Genomic DNA, 26,412 nt, shown 5'->3' with positions numbered 1-26,412 from the left:
ACGAGTTCGCAAGACCGGAACGCGGCCGGCCCGCCTGGCCGTGCGAGGAATGTTGCATCGAGGAGAGTCATCATGTCACAAATTGATCCAACCGGGGTCGAAAATGCCGGCGAAGAGGCGCTTCTGGATAGCAGTGGCCAGATGAGCTATGAAGAAGTGTCCGGCCTGTCCAACGGCGAACTGGGACTCGGCGAATCCCACGACGCCGCCCCCACCGGCGCCATGCCCGAGGCGCCGGCCGTTCCCCACGCGCCACCGGCGCCGATCCCGACATTCCCGATTCCGCCGGTCCCGCTGCCGATCAAGAAGGCGGTGAGCGGCTGTTATGCCGGGGCCCTGGGCGCGTTCCAGGTGGAATTGCGGGTTGACGTCGACCGCAGCCGGCCCATGAAACGGGTGAGCGGCGACTTTTATCACACCGTCGGCAAGACCACCTCGTATTTCGGCTCCTTCGTGGTGGACAGCCCGGCGGTCACCGTGTCCGCCGCCAAGGTCGTGGTCAAGGGCATGGGCCGCTATACCTTCGCGGCCGGCGCCCCGGTGGTGCAGGTCACCGTCCCGCGGGCGAATATCCTGCAGCCGCAGGCGGCCGCGACCCTGCAGTTCTTTACCGTCACCAATTCGCCGGGCGCGTCCTATCACTGCCCGTTCTCGTCCCTGCACTTTCGCACGGTGCGCATCGAAACCGACAGCGTCTCGGATCTCGCCACCGCGCCGTTCGCCAGCTATCACACCGGTTCGCTGCCGTCCGGCGGCAGCGCGCGCAACCTGAACGTGGTCAGCGCCTTCGGCGAGGCCGGCATCGGCATGGTGCCGACCGCCGGCAACAATGTGATCAATATCGGCGATGCCGGCCCCAACGCCACCTGGAGCAATGCCGAGCTGCACGCCTCGATGCAGGCCCACTTCACCTTGTGGAGCGACGTGCAGCAATGGTGCGTCTGGCAGCTGGTGGCCCAGCAGCATGACTACGGCGCCGGCCTGTACGGCATCATGTTCGACCAGCAGGGCAGGCAGCGCCAGGGCTGCGCCGTATTCCATGCGGGGATCGGCGGCGCCACGGCCGAGCAGCAGCGGCTGCAGCTGTACACCTATGTGCACGAACTCGGCCACTGCTTCAATCTGCTGCACTCCTGGCAGAAGTCGCTGGCCTCGCCGCCCAAGCCCGACCGGCCGGATGCGCTGTCGTGGATGAACTACCCGTGGTACTACCCGAAAGGCGGCCCGGCCGGTTTCTGGAGCAGCTTCGACTTCCGCTTCGACGACGAGGAACTGATCCACCTGCGCCATGGCTTCCGCAACGACGTCATCATGGGCGGCAACAACTTCATCGTCGGTTCGTCGCTGGGCCGCGAAGTGCTGGCCGATCCGATCTCGGACGAGTCGGGGCTGGTGCTGGGAATCTCGACCCACCAGCGCAGCTTCGCGCTGGGTGAACCGGTCGTGCTCGAACTCAAGCTCAAGGCCACCACCACCCGCGGACGCCGCGCCCACACCTGGCTGCACCCCGATTTCGGCCTGGTCAGGGTCGTCATCAGCAAGCCGGGCGGCCAGGTCGTCGCCTACGAGCCGATGATCGACCACCTGGTCGGCGAACGCCAGAAAATGCTCGGCGTGGACGACGAGGTGCGCGACAGCGCCTACATCGGCTACGGCAAGGGCGGCTTCTACTTCGACCAGCCGGGCCATTACCGCGTGCGCGCGGCCTATGCGGCGCTCGACGGCTCGCAAGTGCTGTCCGACATCCTGACGATCCGGGTGCGCTACCCGGTCACCCGCGACGAGGACACGCTGGCCGACCTGTTCATGGGCGACGACCAGGGTGTGCTGCTCTACCTGCAGGGCTCGGACAACGTTTCGCTGCGTGCCGGCAACGACGCGTTCGACGAGGTGATCGACCGCTTCGGCGCGCACCCACTGGCCGCCTATGCGCGCATGGTCAAGGGCATCAATGCGGCGCGGGTATTCAAGACTGTCAATGCGGGCGAAGGCAGGTCCGTCACCGTGCGTCCCGCCCGGGCCGAGGAAAGCATCGCCTTGCTCTCGAGCGTGACCGGCGCCCACGTGCTCGACCCGGTGTCGGAAAACCAGGTGCTGTACAGTCTTTCGTGCATCCAGAAAGCGACCGGGGACGAACGGGGAGCGCAGGATAGCCTGAACCGGATGTCGATCCAGCCTGCCAGCAAGCCTGACGAGCAATGAAGCGCCAGGCCTGGATTGCCTTCATGCTGGCGCTGGGATTGTCCGGACCGGCGTGCTCGGAGCGCGCCCGGTCCGGCGACCCGACGCCGGCACTCGATGAGGAGAAGAAAATCATGACATTACGCGTGAGGCTGGGCGAAGGCTTCCAGAACAATACCGTGAGCGTGCGGGTCGACGGCAAGCAGGTGTACCAGCGCTCCGGCGTCAGCACCGACTGGACGATCTCGCGCGCGGACGCAGTCGACGTCCAGACCGCGGCCGACAGCGTGCAGCTCGAGGTGTCGGTCGACGGCGGGCCACCGGTTGCGCAGGCCATTGCGCCGGCGCGCACGCCGTTCGTCGAGGTGCGATCCGTGAACGGCGAGCTGCACCTACATGCGCTGGAGCAAGAGCCTCCGATGCTGTGACAACACCAGATGGATTTTCTGCCCATCGAAAAATGATTGGGCTATAATCGGCCTGCTGTCCGGGAGCTCAGGCTCCCAGGCGGCGAACGCTAGGGGTCCTGCGCGCCATATCAGTGGAGCGTGGGTGAGAAATACCCTCCGAACCTGATCTGGATAATGCCAGCGAAGGGAAGCAGCCGAATCGATGCAAGCGGGCGCACATCCGTTCCGCCTTGCACTCACCGGCACCTCCTTTGCTGGCTCCGCAAGCAAGGGAGCCACATGAACGCACCTCTGAAATCATCTCGGGTATTCGACGCCGCCACCGCCACGGTGGACGACGCGGCCATCCATCCACTACCAAATTCGCGCAAGGTTTACATCGCAGGCAGCCGGCCCGACATCCGCGTGCCGATGCGCCAAATCAGCCAGTCGCCCACGCCCGACAGCTTCGGCGCCGAACCGAATCCGCCGCTGTTCGTCTATGACACCTCCGGTCCGTATACCGAGCCGGGCACGGCGATCGACATCCGCAGCGGTCTGGCGCCGATGCGCCAGGCATGGATCGCCGAGCGCGGCGACACCGAGCTGCTGGACGGCCCGACCTCGCGCTACGGCCAGGCGCGGCTGAACGACCCGCAGCTGGCCGCGCTGCGCTTCAACCTGCAGCGCGCGCCGCGCCGCGCCCATGGCGGGCGCAACGTCACCCAGATGCACTACGCGCGCCAGGGCATCATCACCCCCGAGATGGAATTCATTGCCCTGCGCGAAAACATGCAGCGCAAGGAATACATCGCCTCGCTGGAATCCTCGGGCCCGATGGGCCAGCGGGTGGCGGCGCTGCTGGGCCGCCAGCATCCGGGCCAGTCGTTCGGCGCCAGCATCCCGCACGAGATCACGCCCGAATTCGTGCGCTCGGAAGTCGCGCGCGGCCGCGCCGTGATCCCGGCCAACATCAACCACCCGGAACTGGAGCCGATGATCATCGGCCGCAACTTCCTGGTGAAGGTCAACGCCAATATCGGCAACTCGGCCGTCACCTCGTCGATCGGCGAGGAAGTGGAAAAGATGACCTGGGCCATCCGCTGGGGCGCCGACACGGTGATGGACCTGTCGACCGGCAAGCACATCCACGAGACGCGCGAATGGATCCTGCGTAACAGTCCGGTGCCGATCGGCACGGTGCCGATCTACCAGGCGCTGGAAAAGGTCAACGGCAAGGCCGAGGACCTGACGTGGGAGATCTTCCGCGACACCCTGATCGAACAGGCCGAGCAGGGCGTCGACTACTTCACCATCCACGCCGGCGTGCTGCTGCGGTATGTGCCCATGACGGCCAATCGCCTGACGGGCATCGTCTCGCGCGGCGGCTCGATCATGGCCAAGTGGTGCCTGGCCCACCACCGCGAATCGTTCCTGTACACGCATTTCGAGGACATCTGCGAGATCATGAAGGCCTATGACGTCTCGTTCAGCCTGGGCGACGGCCTGCGCCCCGGTTCGATCTACGACGCCAACGACGAGGCCCAGCTGGCCGAGCTCAAGACCCTGGGCGAGCTGACCCAGATCGCCTGGAAGCACGACGTGCAGACCATCATCGAGGGCCCCGGCCACGTGCCGCTGCACCTGATCAAGGAAAACATGGACCTGCAGCTGGAGCAGTGCCACGAGGCGCCGTTCTACACGCTGGGACCGCTCACCACCGACATCGCTCCCGGTTACGACCACATCACCTCGGGCATCGGCGCGGCCAATATCGGCTGGTACGGCACCGCCATGCTGTGCTACGTGACGCCCAAGGAGCACCTGGGCCTGCCCGACAAGAACGACGTCAAGGACGGCATCATCACCTACAAGATCGCCGCGCACGCGGCCGACCTGGCCAAGGGCCATCCCGGCGCCCAGCTGCGCGACAACGCGCTGTCGAAGGCGCGCTTCGAGTTCCGCTGGGAAGACCAGTTCAACCTCGGGCTCGACCCGGACAAGGCGCGCGAATTCCACGACGAGACGCTGCCGAAGGATTCGGCCAAGGTCGCCCACTTCTGCTCGATGTGCGGCCCGCATTTCTGCTCGATGAAGATCACCCAGGAGGTGCGCGAGTACGCCGCCGCCAGGGGCGTGCAGGGTGAGTCCGCGCTGGCCCAGGGCATGCAGGAAAAGGCCATCGAGTTCGTGAAGAACGGCGCCCAGCTGTACCGGGAGGTGTGAATGACGCCGATCGAAGTGAACGGCGCGCCGTGCCAGGTGCCGCCCGGGCAAACCCTGTCCGGCCTGCTGGAGCAGCTGGGCCTGAGCGGGCAGGGGATGGCGCTCGCGGTCAACCGCGAAGTGGTGCCGCGCCAGCAATGGCTGCACCGGCGCCTGAATGAACGGGACCGGGTCGATATCGTGCGCGCCATCGGTGGCGGCTGACAGGAGGATGAAGATGAACGCAATGAACGAAGTGAGCAATGAGCTGAAGAACGACACGCTGACCATCGCCGGCCGCGCCTACCGATCGCGCCTGCTGGTCGGCAGCGGCAAGTACCGCGACCTGGAGCAGACCCGCGAAGCCACGCTGGCCGCCGGCGCCGAGATCGTCACGGTGGCGATCCGCCGCGTGAACATCGGCCAGGACCCGAACGCGCCGAGCCTGCTCGACGTGCTGCCCCCGAGCGACTTCACCATCTTGCCGAACACGGCCGGCTGCTACACCGCCAGGGACGCGATCTACACCTTGCAGATGGCGCGCGAGCTGCTGGGCGGGCACAAGCTGGTCAAGCTCGAGGTGCTGGGCGACCAGAAGACGCTGTTCCCGCACATGCCCGAGACCCTGGTCGCGGCGGAGGCCCTGGTGAAGGACGGCTTCGACGTCATGGTCTACTGCAGCGACGATCCGATCCAGGCCCGCATCCTGCAGGAGATCGGCTGTGTGGCGGTGATGCCGCTGGCGTCCCTGATCGGCTCGGGTATGGGCATCCTCAATCCGTGGAACCTGTCGTTGATCATCGAGCAGGCCACGGTGCCGGTACTGGTCGACGCCGGCGTCGGCACGGCGTCGGACGCCGCGATCGCGATGGAACTGGGCTGCGACGGCGTGTTGATGAACACCGCGATCGCCGCCGCGGGCGACCCGGTGCGCATGGCGCGCGCCATGAAGCATGCGGTGCTGGCGGGGCGCGATGCGTATCTCGCCGGCCGCATGCCCAAGCGCTTCGCCGCCTCGCCTTCGTCACCCAGTGAAGGAAAGATCACCGGATGACCGCCTGCGTGCTGGTGTTCGCCGGGCTCGACCCCGGCGGCGGCGCCGGTCTGGCCGCCGACATCCTGGCGATCGCGGCGCAGGGCGCGCATCCGCTGCCGGTGGCCACCGCCCTGACGGCGCAGGACAACAACCGCGTCCATGCGGCGCGCCCGGTCGATGCCGCCTGGATCGCGCGCCAGGCGGCGCCGCTGCTGGCGGCCTTCGAGATCGGAGCGGTCAAGCTTGGCATCCCCGGCAACGCCGCCAACGCGGCGGCGATCGCGGACGTCATCCGGGCCTTGCGCGCGCGCCGGCCCACCTTGCCGGTGGTGCTCGATCCGGTGCTGGCCAGCGGCCATGGCGATGCGCTGGGGCAGGGCGACGCCGTCGGCGCGCTGCGCGAACTGCTGGCGCTGGCGACGATCGTGCTGCCCAACCTGCCCGAGCGCGCGGCACTGGAGGCGCACGGCGGGCTGGCCGGCCGCCAGGCGCTGGTGACCGGCGGCCACGCCGCGGGCGACATCGTCGTCAACCGCTGGCTGGTCGACGGCGTCGAGGCGCGCGCCTGGCGCTGGCCGCGCCTGCCGCACGGCTACCACGGCAGCGGCTGCACGCTGGCCGCGGCGCTGGCGGCGCGGCTGGCGTTGGGCGAGCATATGGAGGCGGCGCTCGACGCGGCCCAGGCCTATACCCACCATACGCTGGCGCAGTCGTATGCGCTGGCGCCAGGGCAGCGCATCCCGCGCCGCCTGTTGCAACCGACAACCTGAAAGGAGCCGACATGCGCGGCTTGTACCTCGTTACCCCGAACTGGGACGATACGGAAAAACTGATCCTGGCGACCGATGCCGCCCTTGGCGCCGGCGCTGCGCTGGTCCAGTACCGCCACAAGGAAGCCGGCCCCGCATTGCGCCGGGAGCAGGCGACGGCGCTGCTGGCGCTGTGCCGCCGCCATGGCCGGCCGCTGGTCATCAACGACCACGTCGACCTGTGCCAGGCGATCGACGCCGACGGCGTGCACCTGGGCCATACCGATGGGGGCGTGCGCGAGGCGCGCGCGCTGCTGGGGGCGGACAAGATCGTCGGCGCCTCGTGCTACGGCGAACTGGCCCTGGCGCGCGCGGCGGTCCAGGCCGGCGCCAGCTACGTCGCCTTCGGCGGCTTTTATCCGTCGCCGGTCAAGAAGTACACCTTCGTGACGCCGCCCGAGTTGCTGGACCAGGCGCGCGCCGAGTTGACGGTGCCGATCGTCGTCATCGGCGGCATGACCCCGGAGAATGCGGCGCCGCTGGTAGCGCGCGGGATCGACCTGGTGGCGGCGATCACGAGCGTGTACGGATCGGGTGACCCCGGCGCGGCGGCGCGCGCATTTGGCGCGCTGTTCCCGCCTGCCTGACTCTACAATAGGCGCATCGTGATTCCCGTCGTCCCTCCATGCGCCCATTGCTGCTGTTTGCCCACACCCGCCGTCACCCGTCCGCCATCCTGTTGCTGGTCCAGCTGGTCGGCATGCTGGCCTATCCCTTCATCGAGGGCACGCCGGCCGGCCAGGTAGCCTTCAATGCCTTCGGCATCGTGGTGCTGGCCTTTACCATCCGCATGGTGCGGCGCACGCCGGGCGAGGTGCGGGTCAGCTGGGCGCTGGCGGTGCCGATCATCGCCTTGCTGCTGGCGCAGATCCTGTTCGGCCCGGCGCAGTTGCTGGCCTGGTCGTCGGGCCTGGAGGCGCTGTTCTACTTCTATGCGGCGGGCAGCCTGATCGCCTACATGATGGACGACGAGCTGGCCACCACCGACGAGCTGTTCGCGGCCGGCGCCACGTTTACCCTGCTTGCATGGGCGTTCACCCACATGTACATGCTGGTGCAGGAACTCCATCCCGGCAGCTTCGCGGCCGCCGTCAACGCGGCCGCGCCGCGCACCTGGACCGAACTGAACTACCTGAGCTTCGCGCTGCTGTCGAGCACCGGCATCGGCGACGTGATCCCGCTGACCGTGCATGCGCGGGCGCTGGCCAGCGTCGAGATGCTGGTTGGGCTGATGTACCTGGCGGTGGTGGTGGCGCGCCTGATCGCCTTCACCACGCGCAACCGGATCGCGGTCGGGCGGGCGCGCAAGCGCCGCATGCAGGACTGGGAAAAAGACTAGGCCTTCTCACTTCTTGACCGGCACCACGAAGGCGCGCAGCTCGGCCATCTCGCCGTCGCGGAAACGCCAGACGTCGCTGTAGGCGTTCTGAACCACGTTGCCTTGCTCGTCCTTCGATTCGATCTCGCCGAGATCACCGCTGCATTCGCCTGCTGCAGGATGCGCTTGTTCAGTTCGGACATGGCCTCTCTCCTCGGTGAGGGGCTTTGATACCAATCGTCGGCGCTCCAGGGCGCTCGGCAATGGACCGAATACTGCCTGCTAGAATTGTTTTCCCTCAATAAGCGAAAGCTCGCCATGGTTCATCCCACATTCTTCATCCGGCCGTTTGGCGCCGAAGAATGGCCGGCCTACCGTGCGATCCGCCTGCGCGCGCTGGCCGATGCGCCGGACGCCTTCGGCAGCACGCTGGCCGCCGAAGAGGCGCTGGCGCCCGAGACCTGGGCCGCGCGGCTGGCGCGCTCGACCACATCCGGCATCGACCGCGCGCTGGCCGCCGAGGCGAATGGCGAGTTCATCGGCCTGGCCTGGGCCAAGGAAGATGGCGACGATCCCGCCATCGTCAACTTGTTCCAGATGTGGGTGGCGCCCGAAGCACGCGGGCAGGGCGTGGCCGGCGCCTTGCTGGACGATGCGGTGCGCTGGGCCACGGCGCGCGGCGCGCAGGCGTTGCAGCTGGGCGTGACCTGCACCAATGCCGACGCCTTGCGCCTGTATGAGCGCGCCGGCTTCGTCGAGGCCGGCGTGCGCGAACCCTTGCGGCCGGGCTCGGACCTGATGGAGCAGCGCATGCGGCTCACGCTTCCCGGGCCGGCGCGCTCAGGCAGGCCATAACGCGCCGGCCATGACGCGCAGGCCGCGACGAGAAAAACCTGGGCCTGGCGCTGGCGTCACCGGCGAATGATTGCCGGGCCATACCCGAACGTGATTGCGCAAGCTTGTTATCATGTCTCTTTTGCGGCGCGGTCATGGACGCGCGGTTTTTCTTCAAGTAACGGGAATACGACATGAAAACGAAGGCAGCAATTGCATGGAAGGCGGGCCATCCGCTCACGATCGAAGAGGTTGAACTCGAAGGTCCGAAGGCCGGCGAGGTGCTGGTCGAGGTCAAGGCCACCGGCATCTGCCATACCGACTACTACACGCTGTCGGGCGCCGATCCCGAAGGCATCTTCCCGGCCATCCTGGGCCATGAAGGCGCGGGCGTGGTGGTCGACGTCGGTCCCGGCGTGACCAGTTTGCGCCGCGACGATCATGTGATTCCGCTGTACACGCCGGAATGCCGCCAATGCAAATTCTGCCTGTCGCGCAAGACCAACCTGTGCCAGGCGATCCGCTCGACCCAGGGCCGCGGCCTGATGCCCGACGCGACCTCGCGTTTCTCGCTGGACGGCAAGCCGATCTTCCATTACATGGGCACCTCGACCTTCTCGAACTACATCGTGGTTCCCGAGATCGCGCTGGCCAAGGTGCGCAATGACGCGCCGTTCGACAAGATCTGCTACATCGGTTGCGGCGTCACCACCGGCATCGGCGCCGTGATCTTCACCGCCAAGGTCGAAGCGGGCGCCAACGTGGTCGTGTTCGGCCTGGGCGGCATCGGCCTGAACGTGATCCAGGCCGCCAAGATGGTTGGCGCCGACAAGATCATCGGCGTCGACCTGAACCCCGAACGCGAAGCCATGGCGCGCAAGTTCGGCATGACCCATTTCATCAACCCGACCACGGTCGAGAACGTCGTCGACAGCATCGTCCAGCTGACCGACGGCGGCGCCGACTACAGCTTCGAGTGCGTGGGCAACGTCAACACCATGCGCCAGGCGCTGGAGTGCTGCCACAAGGGTTGGGGCCAGTCGATCATCATCGGCGTGGCGGCTGCCGGCCAAGAAATTTCCACCCGTCCGTTCCAGCTGGTGACCGGTCGCGAGTGGAAGGGCTCGGCCTTCGGTGGCGCGCGCGGCCGTACCGACGTGCCGAAGATCGTCGACTGGTATATGGAAAACAAGATCAATATCGACGACCTGATCACCCACCACCTGCCGCTGGAGCGCATCAACGAAGGCTTCGACCTGATGAAGTCAGGCGAGTCGATCCGCTCGGTCGTGGTGTACTGATCGTCCTCGCCGGCGGGCCGTCCGGTCCGCCGTCGATGCCTGTCCTGCGCGGCCTTCGGGCCGCGTTGTCGTTCTGGCGCCGTCCTGACCGCCTGTTCCGCGATTTCGACCGTCTGTCGCAGCGCGCTGGGCGGCGCATGCCGTGTTGTCTACAGTGCCTGCATCGCCGGCCGCGTCCGGCCCATCACTGGAGACCGACCCATGTCACGCACCGCATCGCCTCGCTGGAAACTGGCGCTTCCGATTCCGCTTCCGCTTCTCGGCCTGGCCGCCCTGGCGGCGTTCGCCATGCCGGCCCAGGCGGCGGCCGACGGCAAGCCGCGCGTGGTGCGCGTGGCGGCCGCGGACGAGCCGTACGCCCTGGTGCGCGACACATCCGGCGGCTTCGACATCAGCGGCAGCAGCGACGACTGGGACGAGGTGCGCGCCGCCCAACGCGCCATCAAGGGCGAATTCATCTGGTTCCGCGCGGACGGGCGCGGCTACGTGATCCAGGACCCCGAGACCCTCAGGCGGGCGCGCGCCGCCTGGGCCCCACTCGACCGGCTGGGCGAATTGATGAACGTCCATGGCAAGGAAATGGAAAAACACGGCAAGAAGGTCGAAGCGCTGGGCCGCGACATGGAGCGCGCCGCCGCCAGGCCCGCGAACCTGCCGAGCGAGCGCGACATGCGCGAGGTCGACGACGGCATGCAGGCGCTGAGCCGGCATATGGACGAGCTCAGCCGGCAGATGGCCGCGGCCGAGGATGACGGGGAGCGCCGCCTCATCCAGCAAAAGATGGCCGAGACCGGCAAGCGCATGTCCGACGCGGGCGTGCGTATCAGCGACGCCTACAACGGCCCGCAGGCGCGCCAGCAGCGCGCCTCGATGGAAGACATCGGCCGCCAGATGGAAAGCGCCAACCAGCCGATGGAAAAGCTGGGCCGGCGCATGGGCGAACTGGGCAAGGAAATGGAGCGCGAGAGCAAGGCCGCCGACAAGACCGTGCGCGCACTGATTCGCGATGCGCGCGCCAGGGGACTGGCGCAGGCGGCGCCGCGGCCGTGATCAGGGCCTGATCAGGGCTGCTGCGGCGTCGGCAGCATCGAACCGGTCGCGCGGTACCGCTCATGCCACGAATACGCCTTCTCCAGCACGTGCGGCGTGTGGCCGCCGCGCCCGTTCGCTTGCCCGACGTAGTCGCGCAGCATCTGCCTGTACGGCTCGGCCACGCAATGGTCGATGATGCGTTGGGCGCGCTCGCGCGGGGCCAGGCCGCGCAGGTCGGCCAGGCCGACCTCGGTCACCACCACGTCGACGTCATGCTCGGTATGGTCGACGTGCGAGACCATCGGCACGATGCTCGAGATCTTGCCGCCCTTGGCCGTCGACTTGGTCGCGAACACCGATAGATAGGCGTTGCGCGCGAAGTCGCCCGAGCCGCCGATGCCGTTCATCATGTGGGTGCCGCCCACGTGGGTCGAGTTGATGTTGCCGTAGATGTCGAACTCGAGCGCCGTGTTGATGGCGATGATCCCAAGGCGGCGGATGACTTCCGGATGGTTGCTCACTTCCTGCGGGCGCAAGACCAGGCGGTCCTTGTACTTTTGCAGCTCGGCGAATACCTGCCGCCCCTTTTCCTCCGACAGGGTGATCGACGAACCGGAAGCGAAATCGAGCTTGCCGGCGTCGAACAGGTCGAACGTCGAATCCTGCAGCACTTCTGAATACATGGTGAGGCCCTTGAACGGGCCGTCGATCAGGCCGGCCAGCACGGCGTTGGCGATGGTGCCGATGCCGGCCTGGAGCGGCATCAGGCGCTCGGTCAGGCGGCCGGCGGCGATCTCGCCGTTGAAGAAACCGGTCAGGTGGCCGGCGATGGCGGCGGTGTCGTCGTCCGGCGGCTGGATGGTGGAGGCGCTGTCGTGCTTCTCGGTCATGACGATGGCCACGATCTTCTCGGGCGGAATGACGATCGCCGTCGTGCCGATGCGGTCGCTGACGTTCATGAGCGGCATCGGCTCGCGCTGCGGGCGGTGCTTGGGGATGAAGATGTCGTGCAGGCCTTCGAGCGCCGGCGATTGGGAGAGGTTGATCTCGATGATCACCTTGTCGGCCAGGATCGCGAAGCTGGCGCTGTTGCCGACCGAGGTGGTCGGGATGATGGCGCCGCTCTCGGTGATCGCGATCGCCTCGATGATGGCGACGTCCACCGGCGCGATCTGGCGCGTGCGCAGCAGCTCGACGGTCTCGGACAGGTGCTGGTCGGTGAACATGACCTCGCCGCGGTTGATCGCGGCGCGCAGGGTGGGGTCGGTCTGGAACGGCATGCGGCGCGCCAGCGCGCCGGCCTGGGTCAGCGCCGCGTCGGTCTCGCCGCCGAGCGAGGCGCCGGTGATCAGGGTGATCGCCAGCGGCGCGCTGCGTGCGCGTTCGGCCAGCGCCAGCGGCACCGCCTTGGCGTCGCCGGCGCGGGTGAAGCCGCTGGTGCCGACGGTCATGCCGTCCTGGATCCATTCGGCGGCGCGGGCAGCGCTGGTGATGCGTTCGCGCAGCTGCGGCAGGCGGACGCGGTCGTGGGCAAGGTGGTGATCGTGTTGCATGGTTTCTCCTCAGGGACGGACTCGGTGTGGCTTTGTTTTTCTTATTGACTATCGGGGTTCAGGTCAGGCAGTAGTCGACCGGCTGCAGCGGCGGCGGCACGTGTTCGTCGCGCAGCGCGCTGCGCAGGTCGATCTCGATGGCGCGGCACATGGCGTCGAGCGGCAGGTCGTTCGCTTCCATGCCGAACGGCTCTTCCAGTTCGTCGCCCAGCGCGTCCAGACCGAAGAACGTGTAGGCCACGATGGCGACCACGAACGGCGTCATGAAGCCGATCGAGTCGACCAGGCCGAAAGGCAGCAGGAAGCAGTAGATATAGGCGGTGCGGTGCAGCAGCAGCGTGTACGAATAAGGAATCGGCGTGTTCTTGATGCGCTCGCACGATGCGGAGGCGGCTGTCAGCGCCGACAAGTTGTTGTCGATGTTGGCCGCCAGGCAGGCGTCGATGCGCCCCTCCTTGATGCAGCGTTGCAGGTCGGCGCCCATGTGGCGCATCAGGCTGTCGGGCTTGTTGCGTGCGCGCGCCATGTCTTCGTACTCGTCCGGCAGCAGGAAGTTGGCCGCATACGGCGAGTCGGGCTGGTCGCGCAGGTGGTCGCGCAGCGCGTGGACAAAGGCGATTGCGCGGTAGACGATGCGAACCCGTGTATCCTGCAAACCATTGCTTGCCAAGGCAGGCCGGGGATCGTTGATCAGGCTCGTGGACTGGCGCGCCAGGTTACGGCAGCGCAGCACCAGCTCGCCCCACAGCTTGCGGCCTTCCCAGAAACGGTCATAGGCGGAATTGTTGCGAAAGCCAAGGAAGATCGCGATCGGCAGCCCGATCAGCGTGAACGGTATCGTGGTGAGGGTGATCTTGAGGTCCCACAGGTCGCCGTGCGACCAGGTGACCAGGGTAGCCACCGCGATATTGACCAGCAGAGTGGGCAGGATGCGGGGCAGCACCGAGCCGCGCAACTGGAGGAACAGCTTGAGCCCGGAAGGGCGCTCTCGGATAATCACGGCATCGACCGCATTCGAAAAAATTTACGAGTCAAGAAAGACTCACTAAGATATTCGCAGTAAATCACTAATATCTTAGTAAGTCAAGCGCTGGTGCTTGTGCGATCATTCTTGATGTAGACACACTTAACACGGAGCACGCATTGGCCCGCCGTATCACACACCGCAACCTGCCCCAGCTTTTCCTGAAAGCCCGCGAATCGTTGATGTCGCATTTCCGTCCCGTCCTCAATCACTTCGGCGTCACCGAGCAGCAATGGCGCATCCTGCGCGTGCTGGACGAGCACGGGCAGCTGGAGCCGCGCGAGATGTGCGAGCTGTGCCAGATCCTGAGTCCCAGCATGACCGGCGTGCTGTCGCGCATGGAAGAACTGGGCCTGATCGCGCGCCAGCGCGTGGCGGCCGACCAGCGCCGCATCTGGGTACGGCTGGCGCCGAAAGGGGACAAGCTGATCGACGAGATCGCGCCGCTGATCGAGCAGCAGTACCGATTGATCGAAGAAGCGTATGGCAGCCGGGTCGTCGACGACCTGTCGCGGGCATTGGAAGTGTTCATCGCGGCACAGGAGACGCCGGTGGAGAGGGTGGAGTTGCCGGTGACGACAAAGGCGGTGAACAGCCGTCGGCCATGATGTCAGGTTAGCTTGTAAGCCCTGGAGACGTCATTCCCGCGCAGGCGGGAATCCAGGTCTGCGTGCATCGCGACGGCGCATGCATGCTAGCGCATGCGAAAGCCGGCCCCCGCCTTCGCGGGGGCGACCTGGTGACGCCGGCGAACGGTGTCAACAGATCCGGCAGGCGCCGCGCGGTGCTGATCGATCAGTGCTGCTCGATCTTGCCGCGCCAGCCGCCGGTTTCGCTGCCGCGCTTCTCGAGCAGCTCCTTGAAGTTGGCCAGGTTGGAACGCGTTTCCATGCGCACGGCGCCCAGGGCGTCGCCCAGGGTTTCCAGCGGGCCTTCGGGCTCGTAGTCCATCTGCAGCGCGATGCGGGTGACGGTGTCCGAGATCTTGTGGAAGGTGACCACGCCGCCGTTCTTGACGCCGGTGGTGCTGCGCCAGGCGATGCGGTTGTCCGGGATCTGCTCGGTGATCTCGGCATCCCATTCCTTGTCTTCGCCGGCCACGTTGGCCTTCCAGTGCAGGTGCTTGTCGTCCAGCTGGCGAATCTCTTTCACGCTCTTCATGAATTGCGGGAAGTCTTCGAACTGGGTGAACTGATTGTAGGCAGTGCGCACAGGCACGTTGACTTCAATCGTCTCGACGATCGACGAGCTGGTGCCAAAACCACGATTACGCTTGAGTTTCTTCGACAGCATTGCGCCGCCAACGGCCAGTGCGGCCACGGTAACTACACGACCCAACATAGTATTCTCCTTAGGTTTCGCCCCGGCGCGGCGTCGGCACAATGGCCGGCGCGCACGCCTGGACTCGAATGAATGCACATGCGACGGGGTTCGCGACCTTGTCGCGAATCTGTTATTAAAATAAGCGAAAAGACAAGATGGGGGCGCGCGGCTGAGAATCCCATTCGTAACAAGTTGCGCGATGTTAATGTGTTTTCCTATTGGAAATCGACGACGATGCAACAGGAGGGTCAGATGAGCTTGCAAGGTGGATGCTTCTGCGGCGCGGTGCGCTTCGAGGCGCACGGTGAACCATTCAACAGCACGCTGTGCCATTGCACCGATTGTCGCAAGGCATCGGGAGCCCCGGCCGTCGCCTGGTTCAGCGTCAGGACGACCAGCCTGCACTGGACCGCCAGCGCGCCGCAACGGTTCCGTTCCAGCGAACATGCGCTGCGCAGTTTTTGCCCGTCGTGCGGCACCACGCTCACCTGGCACGACGAACGCTGGCCCGACGAGATCGACCTTGCCACCGCCAGCCTCGATGACCCGGAACTGGTGCCGCCGGCCGATCACACTTTTGTGCGCAGCCGGCTGGGCTGGCTGAAGCTGCAGGACGGCCTGCCGCAGTACCAGACGACCCGGTCGGAAGGCTGACAGGTAAATTTCATGCGCACGACATTGTTATCCGTGCAAGAAGATGCGAGCATGGAATCATCGTGACTTCCCGGAAAGCTACCGCCATGAGCGCACCATCTTCCAGCCGCATGCGCCGCCGACTTTGCCTTGCCCTGCCTGTTGCCGCGGTCGCGGGAATGGTCGGCTCCGCCGCGCAAGCCCGTCCCTTGCCTCCGGCCGGGATCGGCCATACCAACCACCATACGGGCTTCGAGGTGGCGCTGAAGCTGGACATGTTCGGCGAGGTCAGTAAACCGGTCGTGGTTGCGCAGAATGCCGAGCGCATCACCTTGCGTGGCGTCCACGGCGATACGCCATGGGCCCTGCAGTTCACGATCGTCCGCATGGATCACCATGGCAACCTGCGCGTGCTGGCCAGGCTGACCAGCAACGGCGAAGTCCTGGCCGCGCCCATCCGCAGCGCCGTGGTTGGCCAACGGGTGGTGGTGCGCGCCGACGACCAGATCGACGTCGCGCTGCTCGTCAGGCGCGTGTAGCGTCCCGGCGCCCCGGCGCGACGGCGTTCACACGCCATGCGCGACGCACGGCGGCGGGTGGCGCAGCGCCTGCCCCATGAGTTCCAGCGCGTGCTGGATCTGGTAGCGGTCGGCCATGCCGCCTACGCACACCCGCACCGCCTCCGGCGCCATGCCCGGCGCCCCGACGGCGAACGCATCGCTGGCCACCACCGCCACCCCCGCCGCGGCCATCGTTTCCGCGAATTGGCGGCGGCCCCACGGCGCGGGCAGGCGCAGCCATAAATGAAAACTGTCCGGCGTCGCGTCAACCGTCGCGTCGGGCAGGGCGCGCAGCGCGATCTTGTGGCGCACCGCGCATTCCTTGCGGATAGCGGCCAGCATCAGGTCGGCCGTGCCGTCGCGAATCCAGCGCGTCGCCAGCGCCGCCGTGATGGGTGAGACCATGGTCGTGGTGGCGCGGATGGCAGCCGTCAGGCGCGCCGTGGAATGGGCGTCGGGGGCGACCAGGAAGGCGACGCGCAGGCCCGCGCCCACGCATTTGGCGAGGCCAGCGATATAGAAGGTGATGTCCGGCCCCATGCTGGCCAGCGGCGGCGGGCCGGAGCGCGGCAGGAAGCCGTAGGCGTCGTCCTCGATGATCGCCACGCCATGAAAGCGCGCCACTTCCACCAGCGCCTGGCGCCGCTGCGCCGACATCACCGCCGTGGTCGGATTGAGCAGGGTCGGATTGCAATACAGCGCCTTCGGCGCGTACTGGGCGCAGGCGGCCGCGAAGGCGACCGCATCGATGCCTTCGCCGTCCATCGGCAGCCCCACCAGTTTCAGGCCCAGCTGGCCGGCCAGCGCCCGCAATCCGGGATAGGTCAGCTCCTCGCAGCACACGACCGAGCCCGCGGGCGCGATCGCGCCCAGCACCGCCAGCAGCGCGCACTGGGCGCCCGGCGTGACCAGCACCCGTTCCTCGGGAACCACCAGGCCGCGCCGCCGCAGCCATAGCGCGCCGGCCTCGCGATCGGCGCGCGAGCCGCAGAAGTCCTGGTAGCGCAGCAGGTCGCGCAGGTGGGCGCCGACTTCCGCATAGCCGTCCTGCATCAGCTGCGCCAGTTCGGGCGACGCCGGCTCGGGCGGCATGTTCATCGACAGGTCGATGTTCGGCCGTCCTTCGACCGCGCGCGGGATGGCGGGACGTCGCTTGCCGCACACGAATGTGCCGCGTCCCACCGTGGAATCGACCAGCCCGCGCCGCTGCGCCTCGACATAGGCGCGCGCCACCGTGGTGAAGTCGATCCCGAGGCCGGCGGCCAGCCGGCGCTGCGCCGGCAGCCGCTGTTCCGGCATCAGGCGCCCGGTCGTGATGTCGTCGGCAATCGCATTGGCGATCTGCTGGTAGAAGGGCAGGGCGCCGGGCGCGCTGGTCTTCCTCAGCCTGGGCATCCAGCCATCGAATTTCTTGCTCATTGCTGCTGGCCTCCATGACGTTGTTGCGCTCGCGCAGGCACCGAAAAGGCTCACGCGCACCCGCATGATGCGCCACTGCGCGCCATCGTGCAGCGACACCTAGCGCCGATTGTATGGAGCGAATGTATGGAAAGCGCGGATGACGCGAAAAACCGCCTTCCTCCTCTGGCCCGATGCAAGGCGCGTGCCAGAAGCGGCGGGCGCGCCGTGGCCCGGAATGACCGCAGGCGCCTGCAGTCAAGTCCAGCCTGCGGCGCGATTGATTGGCACGCCCCATGCATTCAATCCATGCATCGCCCGCCAGGAGAACGATCATGATGAACGAGCTGCCTCTCGCCTATCTGCCCAGCGAGTTTCGCGTGAAATGGGTCACCCTGCCATGGGAATCGGAACAAGCCTACCGCCTGCGCCGCGCCGTGTTCTGCGAAGAGCAGGGCATCTTCGCGCATGACGACCGCGACGCGGTCGACGAGCGCGCGCAGCTGCTGGTCGCGCTGTCGTGCCTGGCCGGCCTGCCCGACCAGGTGATCGGCACCGTGCGCATCCACGACGAGGGCGGGGGCCTGTGGTTCGGTTCGCGGCTGGCCGTCGATCCCGCATGGCGCAAGCACGCCCGGCTCGGCGTCACCCTCATCCGCCTGGCGGTCGCCAGCGCCGGCGCGCTGGGCTGCCGCGTGTTTCGCGCCCACGTGCAAAGCCAGAACGTGCCCCTGTTCCAGCGCCTCGACTGGCATGTGCTGCACGAGGAAACCCTGCTGGGACGGCCGCATCACCTGATGCAGGCCGACCTGGCCAGCTATCCGCCCTGCCACACCCCGCAAGCCGGCTACGCCGGCCGGTCGGCCAGGCCGGCGTCGCCTTCCAACCTTCCTACCGGAGAAACCGCATGACCATCCCCACCATCCTGCCTGCGCTCGATGCGCATGTCGACGTCGCCATCGTCGGCGGTGGCCAGGCCGGCCTGTCCATGAGCTACTACCTGCAGCAGGCCGGCATCGGCCACGTCGTGTTCGAAAAGCACGCGCAGGCGCATGCCTGGCGCACCCAGCGCTGGGACGCGTTCTCGCTGGTGACCCCGAACTGGCAATGCCAGCTGCCAGGCCATCCGTATGCCGGCGACGATCCGCACGGCTTCATGAAGCGCGAGCAGATCGTCGACTACCTGGACGGCTTCATCGCCAAGGTGAACGCGCCGGTGCGCGAGGGCGTCGAGGTGCGCGAGGTGGCGCCGCTTGCGGGCGGCGGCTTCGCGCTGCGCACCAGCATCGGCGCGACCACCGCGGGCCAGGTCGTGGTGGCCTCCGGCTGCTACCAGGAGCCGATCGTGCCGCGCCTGGCCGAACGCCTGCCGGCCGGCATCGTGCAGCTGCACTCGGCCGACTACCGCAACCCGCACAGCCTGCCCGACGGCGCGGTGCTGGTGGTCGGCTCAGGCCAGTCCGGCGCGCAGATCGCGGAAGACCTGCACCTGGCCGGCCGCCGGGTCCACCTGGCCACCGGCGACGCGCCGCGCTGCGCGCGCTTTTATCGCGGCCGCGACGTGGTCGACTGGCTGGCCGACATGGGCTATTACGACAAGGCGGTCGGCGAGCATCCGTTGCGTGAAGGCGTGCGCGACAACACCAACCACTACGTCACCGGGCGCGACGGCGGGCGCGACATCGACCTGCGCGCCTTCGCACTGCAGGGCATGCGGCTGCACGGCGCCCTGACCGGCCTGGAGGGAACGCGTCTCGCTTTCGCCCCCAACCTGAAGGCCAACCTGGACCAGGCCGACCATGTCTACAACCGCATCAATGCCTCGATCGACCACTGGATCGCGTCCCAGGGCATCGCCGCGCCGCCCGGCGCCGCCTACGTGGCGCCATGGGAGCCGGACAGCGCGCAGGAGGACACGCTCGACCTGCGCGCCGAGGGCGTCACGGCCGTGATCTGGTGCATCGGCTTCGCGCCGGATTTCAAATGGGTCAATGCGCCGGTCTTCAATGGGCGCGGCCATCCGGTCCATGCGCGCGGCATCAGTGGCCAGCCGGGACTGTACTTCCTCGGCCTGCCCTGGCTGCATACCTGGGGTTCGGGCCGCTTCTCGGGCGTGGCGCGCGATGCCGAATACCTGGCGGCGCACATCGCCGCGCTGGCGCAAGGCGGCGCACCGGCGCTGCGGTATGCCTGACATGCGGCGGTGCAGCGCGCGCCGTCATGTGGCATGCGCCGCACCGCCGCATGCCAGGCATACCGCAGGCCAGGCGCGCCGCGCTCCGGTGATGCCGTCGTCATTGACTGCACGGTTTGACCGGATCGCTGTCGCGCACCGCGCCGGCATGCCTCTTGGACGGCGGCTTGAATGGACAACGCTCCATTCAATGCCTGTCCTTCGCGGCATTGACTGGCACGGAGCATGCAATCAATTCCCCTGTGCGGACGTCGGTTCCCCGCACCAATTCAACCACTAGACAGGAGCACTACCATGCCAGCAGTTACCCAAGCCAAGCACCAGAAAGGCGACTTCTTCGTGGACTACGAGGAGAAGGTATTCGAGGACGTCAAGGCGAAGCCGGGCGAGAAAGCGCTGGTGACCTTCCACACGGTGGCGTACGAAGGATCGATCGGCTTCGTCAACATGCTGCAGGCCACCCGCCTGCAGCGCAAGGGCTACGAAACCTCGATCCTGATGTACGGACCGGGCGTGACCCTGGGCATCCAGCGCGGCTTCCCGACCATCGGCGACGAAGCTTTCCCGGGCCACCAGAACTACAGCAGGCAGCTCACCAAGTTCATGGAAGAGGGCGGCAAGGTGTATGCCTGCCGCTTCGCGCTGCAGGCGCTGTACGGCCATGGCGAGCCGGCGCTGATCGAAGGCATCCGTCCGATCAGCCCGCTCGATGTGCTCGACCTGAAGCTGCTGCACCTGCGCGACAACGCGGTCGTCATCGATACCTGGACCCTGTAGGCAGCGAAGGAGGGCGGCACCATGAATCAAGCGAACAGGGTGGTCAGGGCGGCGGCGGTGCAGATCGCGCCGGACCTGGACAGCGCCGACGGCACCGTCGCGAAGGTCTGCGACGCCATCGCGCAGGCCGCGTCGCGGGGCGCGCAACTGGCGGTGTTCCCGGAGACCTTCGTGCCCTACTATCCCTACTTCTCCTTCATCCAGCCGCCTTTCGAGCAGGGTCCCGAGCACCTGCTGCTGTATGAGCGTGCGGTGACGGTGCCGGGGCCGGTGACCCACGCCGTCGGCGCCGCGGCCCGGCGCCACGGCGTCGTCGTGGTGCTCGGCGTGAACGAGCGCGACCACGGCTCGCTGTACAACACGCAGCTGGTGTTCGACGCCGACGGCGAATTGATCCTCAAGCGGCGCAAGATCACGCCGACCTATCACGAGCGGATGGTCTGGGGCCAGGGCGACGCCAGCGGCCTGAAGGTGGTGGACAGCGCGGTCGGCCGCCTCGGCGCGCTGGCTTGCTGGGAACACTACAATCCCCTGGCGCGCTACGCGCTGATGGCGCAGCACGAGGAAATCCATGCCGCCCAGTTCCCCGGCTCGATGGTGGGGCAGGTCTTCGCCGACCAGATGGAAGTGACCATCCGCCACCATGCGCTCGAGTCGGGCTGCTTCGTCGTGAACGCCACCGGCTGGCTCACCGACGCCCAGATCGAGGCGATCACGCCCGAGCCCGAACGCCGCAAGGCGCTGCGCGGAGGCTGCTTCACCGCCATCGTCTCGCCCGAGGGCAAGCTGCTGGCCGAGCCGCTGCGCAGCGGCGAAGGCATGGTCGTGGCCGACCTGGACCTGGCCTTGAACACGAAACGCAAGCGCATGATGGATTCGGTCGGCCACTACGCGCGGCCCGAACTCCTGAGCCTCTTGATCGATCCGCGCCAGACGGCGCCCATGCAGCCCATGCAGCCCATGCAGGCGCAGGCGGTCGAGCCGCGCGGCGCGCACATTCCACCCCAAGCACTGGAGCAGCCATGAACCCCATGAACCAGCAGTTGATCGCCCAGCTGCAGTCGGTCGGACTGCGGCTGGACGACACCAGCATCGGCGCGCCGAGCCGGCGCGGCGGCGCCGGCCCGACCGACCACAAGGCGGTCACGATCGACGGCCACACGGTGATGATCCCGGTGCACACGGCCGGCGCCTGGAGCTCGCCCTACGTCGCAACGCCGCGCGCCGACGGCTCGACGCGCATCGTACGTGACGGGGTCGAGCTGGCCGTGGTGTCCTTTCCGCGCCAGCCGCGCTTCTACAAGCTGCAAACCTACGACGGCGTGCCGTACTCCAAGATCGCCACCCTGCACGGCGCCGACGTGCTGGCCACCACGGTCCTGCAAAGCTGCATCCGCTATGAAAGCCGGCGCAAGTCCTGCCAGTTCTGCGCGATCGGCCAGTCGCTGGCGGCCGGCCGCACCATCCTGCGCAAGACGCCGGAGCAGCTGGCCGAAGTCGCGCGCGCCGCGGTGCTGCTCGACGGCGTGAAACATATGGTCATGACCACCGGCACCCCGAACGCCACTGACCGCGGCGCGCGCATCCTGTGCGAGAGCGCGTTCGCAGTCAAGGCGGCGGTCGACCTGCCGATCCAGGGCCAGTGCGAGCCGCCCGACGACGACGCGTGGTTCCGGCGCATGCGCGATGCCGGCGTCGACTCATTGGGCATGCACCTGGAAGCGGTGACGCCGGCGGTGCGCGCGCGCATCATGCCGGGCAAGGCGAGCGTGCCGCTCGAGCGCTATTTCAGCGCCTTCGAGGCCGCGGTCGCGGTGTTCGGCCCGGGCCAGGTCAGCACCTATATCCTGGCCGGGCTGGGCGACACGCCCGAGGCCATCCTGGCCATGAGCGAGCGCCTGGTGGGCATGGGCGTGTATCCCTTCGTGGTGCCGTTCGTGCCCGTCACCGGCACCCCGCTGGAAGACCATCCGGCGCCCGACGCCGCCTTCATGCGCGCCATCCTCGCGCCGCTGGCCGGGATCCTCGAGCGCGGCAATCTGCGCGCGGCCGAGATCAAGGCGGGGTGCGGACGCTGCGGCGCCTGCTCGACCCTGTCCACCTACGAAAAGCGGCCGGCGCCATGAAAGAGACGATGCTGGAAGCGCTCGCCGCGTCGCTGCGCGCGAGCCCGGGTTTCGCGCACAAGCGCGACATCGAGGACGTGCTGCCGGCCTTGCGCGGGGCGGCGCCCAGCGGCATCGCCATCGGCGACGATTGCGCGGCGATCCCCGACGGCGACGGCTACCTGCTGTTCGCGATCGAAGGCTTCCTGAACGAATTCGTCGAGCGCGAACCCTGGTTCGCCGGGTATTGCGGGGTGATGGTCAACGTCAGCGACATCTATGCCATGGGGGGACGGCCCACCGCCGTCGTCGATGCGCTGTGGAGCCGCGGAGGCGACGCCGCCACCCCGGTGCTGGAAGGGCTGGCGGCGGCCTCGCTCGCATACGGCGTTCCCATCGTCGGCGGCCACAGCAACCGGCGCAGCGAGCGCGAACAGCTGTCGGTCGCCATCGTCGGCCGCGCGCGGCGCCTGCTCACCAGCTTCGATGCGGGCCCTGGCCAGCACCTGGTCGCCGCGATCGACCTGCGCGGACGCTTCCACGAACCGTATGCCTATTGGAACGCGAGCGTCGGCGCGCCGCCGGAGCGCCTGCGCGCCGACCTCGAGATCCTGCCGGCGCTGGCCGAGGACGGCCTGGCGGCGGCGGCCAAGGACATCAGCATGGCGGGCGTCGTCGGGACGGCGCTGATGCTGCTCGAATGCTCGGGCCTCGGCGCCGTCATCGACGTCGACCTGATCCCGCGTCCGGACGGCGTCGACCTGGCGCGCTGGCTGGGCGTCTTCCCCAGCTACGGCTTCCTGCTCAGCGTCGCCGACGAGCACCTCGACGCCGTGCTGGCGCGCTTCGCGGCGCGCGGCATCGCCTGCGCCGCGTTCGGACGCACGCAAGCGGGCAGCGCCGTCGCGCTGCGGCGCGGCGCTGAACGGGTCGCGCTGTGGGATTTCGAACGGGAAGCCTTCATCGGCCGCAGTGAAGGACCTCAGTGAATAACCTCAGTGAAGAACGTGATAGAGGAGAGAATCATGCCTGAAGTACGGTTTCTGGTTCGCTGGCCGGATGCCAGCACCGACGACTGCTACTCGCCGTCGACGGCCATCAAGGATCACCTGGACGCCGGCACGCCGTACGCGCTCGCCGATTTCCTGGCGCGCAGCCGCAGCGGGCTGGGCGCCGCCAGCGAGCGGGTGCGCGCCAAATATGGTTTCGCCTGCTCGTCGGCCATGGACCAGCTGGCGCGCATCGAGACGAAGGCCGCATCCTTCCAGGGCGACGGCGATGCGGTCGTGCGGGTCGAGCGGTTTTTACCCTGAACTCACCCTGACCTTGACCTGAGCGCGGCCGGCAAACGTGGCGGCGGCGCGAACTGGATGGGCATACAGTAAATCGCGGCAGTATAATGGCCGGATGCAGACCCTTCTTCACAACCTCAATCCCGAACAACTTGCCGCGGTTACACTGCCTTCGCAGAGCGCGCTGATCCTTGCCGGCGCCGGTTCCGGCAAGACGCGCGTGCTGACCACGCGCATCGCCTGGCTGATCCAGACCAACCAGGTGTCGCCGGCCGGCATCATGGCGGTGACGTTCACGAACAAGGCGGCGAAGGAGATGCTCACGCGCTTGTCGGCGATGCTGCCGATCAATACGCGCGGCATGTGGATCGGCACCTTCCACGGCCTGTGCAACCGGTTGCTGCGCACGCATTACCGCGACGCCGCGCTGCCGCAGACTTTCCAGATCCTCGACTCGCAAGACCAGTTGTCGCTCATCAAGCGCATGCTCAAGGCGCACAATGTTGACGACGAAAAGTATCCGGCCAAGACCCTGATGTACTTCATCAACAACGCCAAGGACCAGGGCTTGCGTGCCTCGCAGGTCGAGGCGTATGACCCGATCGAGCGCCGCATGGTCGAGTTGTATGAGTTGTACGATCAACAGTGCCAGCGCGAGGGCGTGGTCGATTTCGCCGAGCTGCTGCTGCGTTCGTATGAACTGCTGGCGCGCAACGGCCCGCTGCGCCATCACTACCAGATGCGGTTCCGCCACATCCTGGTCGACGAGTTCCAGGACACCAATGACCTGCAATACAACCTGCTGAAAATGCTGGCGGGGCAGGGCGAGACCGGTGGCGGCGCCATCTTCGCCGTCGGCGACGACGACCAGAGCATCTATGCCTTCCGCGGCGCCAACGTCGGCAATATGTCGGCCTTCGAGCGCGACTACCAGGTCAAGAACCTGATCAAGCTGGAGCAGAACTACCGCTCGCATGGTCACATCCTCGACAGCGCCAACTACCTGATCGCCAACAACACCAAGCGCCTGGGCAAGAACCTGCGCACGGATGCCGGCCAGGGCGAGCCGGTGCGCGTGTACGAGGCCTCGTCCGACCTCGAAGAAGCGCAGTGGATCATCGAAGAAGCGAAAAGCCTCATGAGCGAGGGCATGCCGCGCAACGAGATCGCCATCCTCTATCGCAGCAATGCCCAGAGCCGCGTGATCGAGCACGCGCTGTTCGCGGCCGGCCTGCCGTACACCGTCTACGGCGGCCTGCGCTACTTCCAGCGCGCCGAGGTCAAGCACGCCATCGCCTACCTGCAGCTGATGGACAATCCGCACAACGATTCGGCTTTCCTGCGGGTGGTGAACTTCCCCACCCGCGGCATCGGCGCGCGCTCGATCGAGCAGTTGCAGATGGCGGCCGACAGCTACGGCATTTCGCTGTACGCGGCCGTGCCCTACATGACCGGCAAGGCCGGCACCGCGCTGGGCGCGTTCGTCAAATTGATCGAAGGCGCGCGTTTCGAGACCCAGCAATTGCCGCTGCCCGAACTGGTGCGCGTGGTGCTCGAGCGCAGCACCCTGCTCACGCATTACGGCAACGAGAAGGAAGGCGCCGACCGCATCGAGAATCTGGAGCAGATGGTCAACGCCGCGACCCAGTTCGTGCAGGAGGAGGGCTTCGGCATCGGTGCGCCGGCCCACCTCGGCCCGCCATCCCAGGCCCAGGCCGGCGAGGCGGTGGTATACCAGGACGGCATCGAGGTCATCGACGGCGGCGCGCCGCTGCCGACCGTGATGTCGCCCTTGTCCGCCTTCCTGTCGCATGCCTCGCTCGAGGCGGGCGACGCCCAGGCCCAGGCCGGGCAAGAGGCGTTGCAGCTGATGACGGTGCACTCGGCCAAGGGCCTGGAATTCGACGCGGTATTCATCACCGGCCTCGAAGAAGGCCTGTTCCCGCACGAGAGCAGCGCGCGCGAAGCCGAGGGTGTGGACGAGGAGCGGCGCCTGATGTACGTGGCGATCACGCGCGCGCGCCGGCGCCTGTACATGAGCTTTACCCAGCAGCGCATGCTGCACGGCCAGACCCGCTTCAACATGAAGTCGCGCTTCTTCGACGAGTTGCCCGAAGAAGCGCTCAAGTGGCTGTCGCCGCGCGTGCAGACCGCCTGGTTCGCTGGCCGCAAGCAGACGACGGCCTGGGACGACGCCAAGTTCCGCGAAGGCGGCAGCGACAACAAGATCGCGCAGCAGATCACGCAGAAATCGAAGTCGGATAACGGCCGCGGCAGCGGCTGGCGCGTGGGTGAATCGGTATCGCACGCCAAGTTCGGCGAAGGCGTGATCGTCAACATCGAAGGCGGCGCCGGCGCGGCGCGGGCCCAGATCAATTTCGGTTCGGCCGGGATGAAGGTGCTGGACCTGTCGATCGCCAAGCTGGAGAAGCTCGGCCGCTGATCGCG

27 protein-coding genes and 1 riboswitch are annotated in these 26,412 nt (G+C 67.1%); of the genes, 22 read left to right on the top strand and 5 right to left on the bottom strand.

Annotated elements, in window-relative coordinates; translation table 11 throughout:
- Positions 1 to 72 precede the first annotated feature (72 nt).
- The 8 genes from ACZ9AQ_RS16020 (at position 73) to ACZ9AQ_RS15985 (ending at position 7,959) form a co-directional block, all read left to right on the top strand.
- Positions 73 to 2,202: a hypothetical protein gene (locus ACZ9AQ_RS16020; RefSeq protein WP_429204532.1), complete on the top strand. Its 2,130-nt coding sequence runs from the start codon at positions 73 to 75 to the stop codon at positions 2,200 to 2,202.
- Complete coding sequence (locus ACZ9AQ_RS16015) at positions 2,199 to 2,609, top strand: hypothetical protein (protein ID WP_429204530.1); 411 nt, start codon at positions 2,199 to 2,201, stop codon at positions 2,607 to 2,609. Before ACZ9AQ_RS16020 ends, ACZ9AQ_RS16015 begins: the two co-directional genes overlap by 4 nt.
- Before the next feature lie 81 nt (positions 2,610 to 2,690).
- Positions 2,691 to 2,797: riboswitch (TPP riboswitch) on the top strand.
- 73 nt (positions 2,798 to 2,870) lie between these two features.
- Entirely contained in the window at positions 2,871 to 4,796 is a 1,926-nt protein-coding gene (gene thiC / locus ACZ9AQ_RS16010) for a phosphomethylpyrimidine synthase ThiC (RefSeq protein WP_429204529.1), read from the top strand.
- On the top strand, positions 4,797 to 5,000 hold the full coding sequence (thiS, locus tag ACZ9AQ_RS16005) for a sulfur carrier protein ThiS (RefSeq protein WP_429204527.1): 204 nt from the start codon (positions 4,797 to 4,799) through the stop codon (positions 4,998 to 5,000).
- Between the two features lie 22 nt (positions 5,001 to 5,022).
- Positions 5,023 to 5,829 (top strand): thiazole synthase, encoded by an 807-nt coding sequence (locus ACZ9AQ_RS16000; RefSeq protein ID WP_429204695.1) that lies wholly within the window; start codon positions 5,023 to 5,025, stop codon positions 5,827 to 5,829.
- Positions 5,826 to 6,581: a bifunctional hydroxymethylpyrimidine kinase/phosphomethylpyrimidine kinase gene (locus ACZ9AQ_RS15995; protein ID WP_429204526.1), complete on the top strand. Its 756-nt coding sequence runs from the start codon at positions 5,826 to 5,828 to the stop codon at positions 6,579 to 6,581. Before ACZ9AQ_RS16000 ends, ACZ9AQ_RS15995 begins: the two co-directional genes overlap by 4 nt.
- An 11-nt stretch (positions 6,582 to 6,592) precedes the next feature.
- Positions 6,593 to 7,207 (top strand): thiamine phosphate synthase, encoded by a 615-nt coding sequence (thiE, locus tag ACZ9AQ_RS15990; RefSeq protein WP_429204524.1) that lies wholly within the window; start codon positions 6,593 to 6,595, stop codon positions 7,205 to 7,207.
- A gap of 38 nt (positions 7,208 to 7,245) precedes the next feature.
- Positions 7,246 to 7,959 (top strand): ion channel, encoded by a 714-nt coding sequence (locus tag ACZ9AQ_RS15985; protein WP_429204522.1) that lies wholly within the window; start codon positions 7,246 to 7,248, stop codon positions 7,957 to 7,959.
- Between the two features lie 6 nt (positions 7,960 to 7,965).
- On the opposite strand, the gene ACZ9AQ_RS15980 is transcribed toward ACZ9AQ_RS15985, so the two are convergent.
- Entirely contained in the window at positions 7,966 to 8,175 is a 210-nt protein-coding gene (locus ACZ9AQ_RS15980; protein ID WP_429204521.1) for a hypothetical protein, read from the bottom strand.
- An 81-nt stretch (positions 8,176 to 8,256) separates the two neighbouring features.
- Here ACZ9AQ_RS15980 and ACZ9AQ_RS15975 point away from each other — a divergent pair, with 81 nt between their 5' ends.
- From ACZ9AQ_RS15975 to ACZ9AQ_RS15965, 3 genes are all read left to right on the top strand, one after another.
- Positions 8,257 to 8,793 (top strand): GNAT family N-acetyltransferase, encoded by a 537-nt coding sequence (locus ACZ9AQ_RS15975; RefSeq protein WP_429204520.1) that lies wholly within the window; start codon positions 8,257 to 8,259, stop codon positions 8,791 to 8,793.
- A gap of 173 nt (positions 8,794 to 8,966) precedes the next feature.
- Positions 8,967 to 10,073 carry an S-(hydroxymethyl)glutathione dehydrogenase/class III alcohol dehydrogenase gene (locus ACZ9AQ_RS15970; RefSeq protein ID WP_429204518.1) on the top strand — a complete coding sequence of 369 codons (1,107 nt, stop codon included), beginning with the start codon at positions 8,967 to 8,969 and terminating at the stop codon, positions 10,071 to 10,073.
- A 201-nt stretch (positions 10,074 to 10,274) separates the two neighbouring features.
- Entirely contained in the window at positions 10,275 to 11,123 is an 849-nt protein-coding gene (locus tag ACZ9AQ_RS15965) for a hypothetical protein (protein WP_429204516.1), read from the top strand.
- An 11-nt stretch (positions 11,124 to 11,134) separates the two neighbouring features.
- Here ACZ9AQ_RS15965 and ACZ9AQ_RS15960 read toward each other — a convergent pair whose 3' ends face one another.
- Complete coding sequence (locus tag ACZ9AQ_RS15960; protein ID WP_429204514.1) at positions 11,135 to 12,658, bottom strand: acetyl-CoA hydrolase/transferase family protein; 1,524 nt, start codon at positions 12,656 to 12,658, stop codon at positions 11,135 to 11,137.
- Between the two features lie 58 nt (positions 12,659 to 12,716).
- Positions 12,717 to 13,658 carry a bestrophin family protein gene (locus tag ACZ9AQ_RS15955; RefSeq protein WP_429204512.1) on the bottom strand — a complete coding sequence of 314 codons (942 nt, stop codon included), beginning with the start codon at positions 13,656 to 13,658 and terminating at the stop codon, positions 12,717 to 12,719.
- A 143-nt stretch (positions 13,659 to 13,801) separates the two neighbouring features.
- Here ACZ9AQ_RS15955 and hpaR point away from each other — a divergent pair, with 143 nt between their 5' ends.
- Positions 13,802 to 14,290, top strand: a complete 489-nt coding sequence (hpaR, locus tag ACZ9AQ_RS15950; protein WP_429204511.1) for a homoprotocatechuate degradation operon regulator HpaR — start codon at positions 13,802 to 13,804, stop codon at positions 14,288 to 14,290.
- Between the two features lie 187 nt (positions 14,291 to 14,477).
- On the opposite strand, the gene ACZ9AQ_RS15945 is transcribed toward hpaR, so the two are convergent.
- Positions 14,478 to 15,023, bottom strand: coding sequence for an SRPBCC family protein (locus ACZ9AQ_RS15945; protein ID WP_429204510.1), 546 nt, complete (start codon positions 15,021 to 15,023; stop codon positions 14,478 to 14,480).
- Between the two features lie 234 nt (positions 15,024 to 15,257).
- Here ACZ9AQ_RS15945 and ACZ9AQ_RS15940 point away from each other — a divergent pair, with 234 nt between their 5' ends.
- Positions 15,258 to 15,659, top strand: coding sequence for a GFA family protein (locus ACZ9AQ_RS15940; RefSeq protein WP_429204508.1), 402 nt, complete (start codon positions 15,258 to 15,260; stop codon positions 15,657 to 15,659).
- Positions 15,660 to 15,745: 86 nt separating this feature from the next.
- Entirely contained in the window at positions 15,746 to 16,177 is a 432-nt protein-coding gene (locus tag ACZ9AQ_RS15935; protein WP_429204507.1) for a hypothetical protein, read from the top strand.
- 27 nt (positions 16,178 to 16,204) lie between these two features.
- Here the strand turns inward: ACZ9AQ_RS15935 and ACZ9AQ_RS15930 are convergent, their stop codons facing one another.
- Complete coding sequence (locus ACZ9AQ_RS15930; protein WP_429204505.1) at positions 16,205 to 17,617, bottom strand: aminotransferase-like domain-containing protein; 1,413 nt, start codon at positions 17,615 to 17,617, stop codon at positions 16,205 to 16,207.
- A gap of 314 nt (positions 17,618 to 17,931) precedes the next feature.
- On the opposite strand from ACZ9AQ_RS15930, the gene ACZ9AQ_RS15925 reads away from it, so the two are divergent.
- The 8 genes from ACZ9AQ_RS15925 to ACZ9AQ_RS15890 all read left to right on the top strand — a co-directional run bounded on the left by ACZ9AQ_RS15925 (position 17,932) and on the right by ACZ9AQ_RS15890 (position 26,407).
- Entirely contained in the window at positions 17,932 to 18,507 is a 576-nt protein-coding gene (locus ACZ9AQ_RS15925; RefSeq protein WP_429204503.1) for an MSMEG_0567/Sll0786 family nitrogen starvation N-acetyltransferase, read from the top strand.
- A complete protein-coding gene (locus tag ACZ9AQ_RS15920) occupies positions 18,504 to 19,790 on the top strand; it encodes an MSMEG_0569 family flavin-dependent oxidoreductase (protein WP_429204501.1) in 1,287 nt (428 codons plus the stop codon). Before ACZ9AQ_RS15925 ends, ACZ9AQ_RS15920 begins: the two co-directional genes overlap by 4 nt.
- 294 nt (positions 19,791 to 20,084) lie before the next feature.
- Positions 20,085 to 20,567, top strand: a complete 483-nt coding sequence (locus ACZ9AQ_RS15915; RefSeq protein WP_429204499.1) for an MSMEG_0572/Sll0783 family nitrogen starvation response protein — start codon at positions 20,085 to 20,087, stop codon at positions 20,565 to 20,567.
- A gap of 21 nt (positions 20,568 to 20,588) precedes the next feature.
- Positions 20,589 to 21,593 carry a Nit6803 family nitrilase gene (locus tag ACZ9AQ_RS15910; RefSeq protein ID WP_429204497.1) on the top strand — a complete coding sequence of 335 codons (1,005 nt, stop codon included), beginning with the start codon at positions 20,589 to 20,591 and terminating at the stop codon, positions 21,591 to 21,593.
- On the top strand, positions 21,590 to 22,693 hold the full coding sequence (locus ACZ9AQ_RS15905) for an MSMEG_0568 family radical SAM protein (protein ID WP_429204495.1): 1,104 nt from the start codon (positions 21,590 to 21,592) through the stop codon (positions 22,691 to 22,693). The genes ACZ9AQ_RS15910 and ACZ9AQ_RS15905 overlap by 4 nt, the downstream gene beginning before the upstream one ends.
- Positions 22,690 to 23,661 (top strand): sll0787 family AIR synthase-like protein, encoded by a 972-nt coding sequence (locus tag ACZ9AQ_RS15900; protein WP_429204494.1) that lies wholly within the window; start codon positions 22,690 to 22,692, stop codon positions 23,659 to 23,661. The genes ACZ9AQ_RS15905 and ACZ9AQ_RS15900 overlap by 4 nt, the downstream gene beginning before the upstream one ends.
- Before the next feature lie 36 nt (positions 23,662 to 23,697).
- Positions 23,698 to 23,985, top strand: a complete 288-nt coding sequence (locus tag ACZ9AQ_RS15895; protein WP_429204492.1) for an MSMEG_0570 family nitrogen starvation response protein — start codon at positions 23,698 to 23,700, stop codon at positions 23,983 to 23,985.
- 94 nt (positions 23,986 to 24,079) lie between these two features.
- Positions 24,080 to 26,407 carry a UvrD-helicase domain-containing protein gene (locus ACZ9AQ_RS15890; protein ID WP_429204490.1) on the top strand — a complete coding sequence of 776 codons (2,328 nt, stop codon included), beginning with the start codon at positions 24,080 to 24,082 and terminating at the stop codon, positions 26,405 to 26,407.
- Positions 26,408 to 26,412 lie beyond the last annotated feature (5 nt).

This window comes from Massilia sp. UYP34, assembly GCF_056279385.1.
This window is presented reverse-complemented; position numbering and strand designations above follow the sequence as displayed.

What these genes read in the sequence shown, in the direction of transcription:
- ACZ9AQ_RS16020 (WP_429204532.1), top strand. Translation starts at nt 73, where the DNA reads ATGTCACAAATTGATCCAACCGGGGTCGAAAATGCCGGCGAAGAGGCG.
- ACZ9AQ_RS16015 (WP_429204530.1), top strand. Translation starts at nt 2,199, where the DNA reads ATGAAGCGCCAGGCCTGGATTGCCTTCATGCTGGCGCTGGGATTGTCC.
- thiC (WP_429204529.1), top strand. Translation starts at nt 2,871, where the DNA reads ATGAACGCACCTCTGAAATCATCTCGGGTATTCGACGCCGCCACCGCC.
- thiS (WP_429204527.1), top strand. Translation starts at nt 4,797, where the DNA reads ATGACGCCGATCGAAGTGAACGGCGCGCCGTGCCAGGTGCCGCCCGGG.
- ACZ9AQ_RS16000 (WP_429204695.1), top strand. Translation starts at nt 5,023, where the DNA reads ATGAACGAAGTGAGCAATGAGCTGAAGAACGACACGCTGACCATCGCC.
- ACZ9AQ_RS15995 (WP_429204526.1), top strand. Translation starts at nt 5,826, where the DNA reads ATGACCGCCTGCGTGCTGGTGTTCGCCGGGCTCGACCCCGGCGGCGGC.
- thiE (WP_429204524.1), top strand. Translation starts at nt 6,593, where the DNA reads ATGCGCGGCTTGTACCTCGTTACCCCGAACTGGGACGATACGGAAAAA.
- ACZ9AQ_RS15985 (WP_429204522.1), top strand. Translation starts at nt 7,246, where the DNA reads ATGCGCCCATTGCTGCTGTTTGCCCACACCCGCCGTCACCCGTCCGCC.
- ACZ9AQ_RS15975 (WP_429204520.1), top strand. Translation starts at nt 8,257, where the DNA reads ATGGTTCATCCCACATTCTTCATCCGGCCGTTTGGCGCCGAAGAATGG.
- ACZ9AQ_RS15970 (WP_429204518.1), top strand. Translation starts at nt 8,967, where the DNA reads ATGAAAACGAAGGCAGCAATTGCATGGAAGGCGGGCCATCCGCTCACG.
- ACZ9AQ_RS15965 (WP_429204516.1), top strand. Translation starts at nt 10,275, where the DNA reads ATGTCACGCACCGCATCGCCTCGCTGGAAACTGGCGCTTCCGATTCCG.
- ACZ9AQ_RS15960 (WP_429204514.1), bottom strand. Translation starts at nt 12,658, where the DNA reads ATGCAACACGATCACCACCTTGCCCACGACCGCGTCCGCCTGCCGCAG.
- ACZ9AQ_RS15945 (WP_429204510.1), bottom strand. Translation starts at nt 15,023, where the DNA reads ATGTTGGGTCGTGTAGTTACCGTGGCCGCACTGGCCGTTGGCGGCGCA.
- ACZ9AQ_RS15940 (WP_429204508.1), top strand. Translation starts at nt 15,258, where the DNA reads ATGAGCTTGCAAGGTGGATGCTTCTGCGGCGCGGTGCGCTTCGAGGCG.
- ACZ9AQ_RS15935 (WP_429204507.1), top strand. Translation starts at nt 15,746, where the DNA reads ATGAGCGCACCATCTTCCAGCCGCATGCGCCGCCGACTTTGCCTTGCC.
- ACZ9AQ_RS15930 (WP_429204505.1), bottom strand. Translation starts at nt 17,617, where the DNA reads ATGAGCAAGAAATTCGATGGCTGGATGCCCAGGCTGAGGAAGACCAGC.
- ACZ9AQ_RS15925 (WP_429204503.1), top strand. Translation starts at nt 17,932, where the DNA reads ATGATGAACGAGCTGCCTCTCGCCTATCTGCCCAGCGAGTTTCGCGTG.
- ACZ9AQ_RS15920 (WP_429204501.1), top strand. Translation starts at nt 18,504, where the DNA reads ATGACCATCCCCACCATCCTGCCTGCGCTCGATGCGCATGTCGACGTC.
- ACZ9AQ_RS15915 (WP_429204499.1), top strand. Translation starts at nt 20,085, where the DNA reads ATGCCAGCAGTTACCCAAGCCAAGCACCAGAAAGGCGACTTCTTCGTG.
- ACZ9AQ_RS15910 (WP_429204497.1), top strand. Translation starts at nt 20,589, where the DNA reads ATGAATCAAGCGAACAGGGTGGTCAGGGCGGCGGCGGTGCAGATCGCG.
- ACZ9AQ_RS15905 (WP_429204495.1), top strand. Translation starts at nt 21,590, where the DNA reads ATGAACCCCATGAACCAGCAGTTGATCGCCCAGCTGCAGTCGGTCGGA.
- ACZ9AQ_RS15900 (WP_429204494.1), top strand. Translation starts at nt 22,690, where the DNA reads ATGAAAGAGACGATGCTGGAAGCGCTCGCCGCGTCGCTGCGCGCGAGC.
- ACZ9AQ_RS15895 (WP_429204492.1), top strand. Translation starts at nt 23,698, where the DNA reads ATGCCTGAAGTACGGTTTCTGGTTCGCTGGCCGGATGCCAGCACCGAC.
- ACZ9AQ_RS15890 (WP_429204490.1), top strand. Translation starts at nt 24,080, where the DNA reads ATGCAGACCCTTCTTCACAACCTCAATCCCGAACAACTTGCCGCGGTT.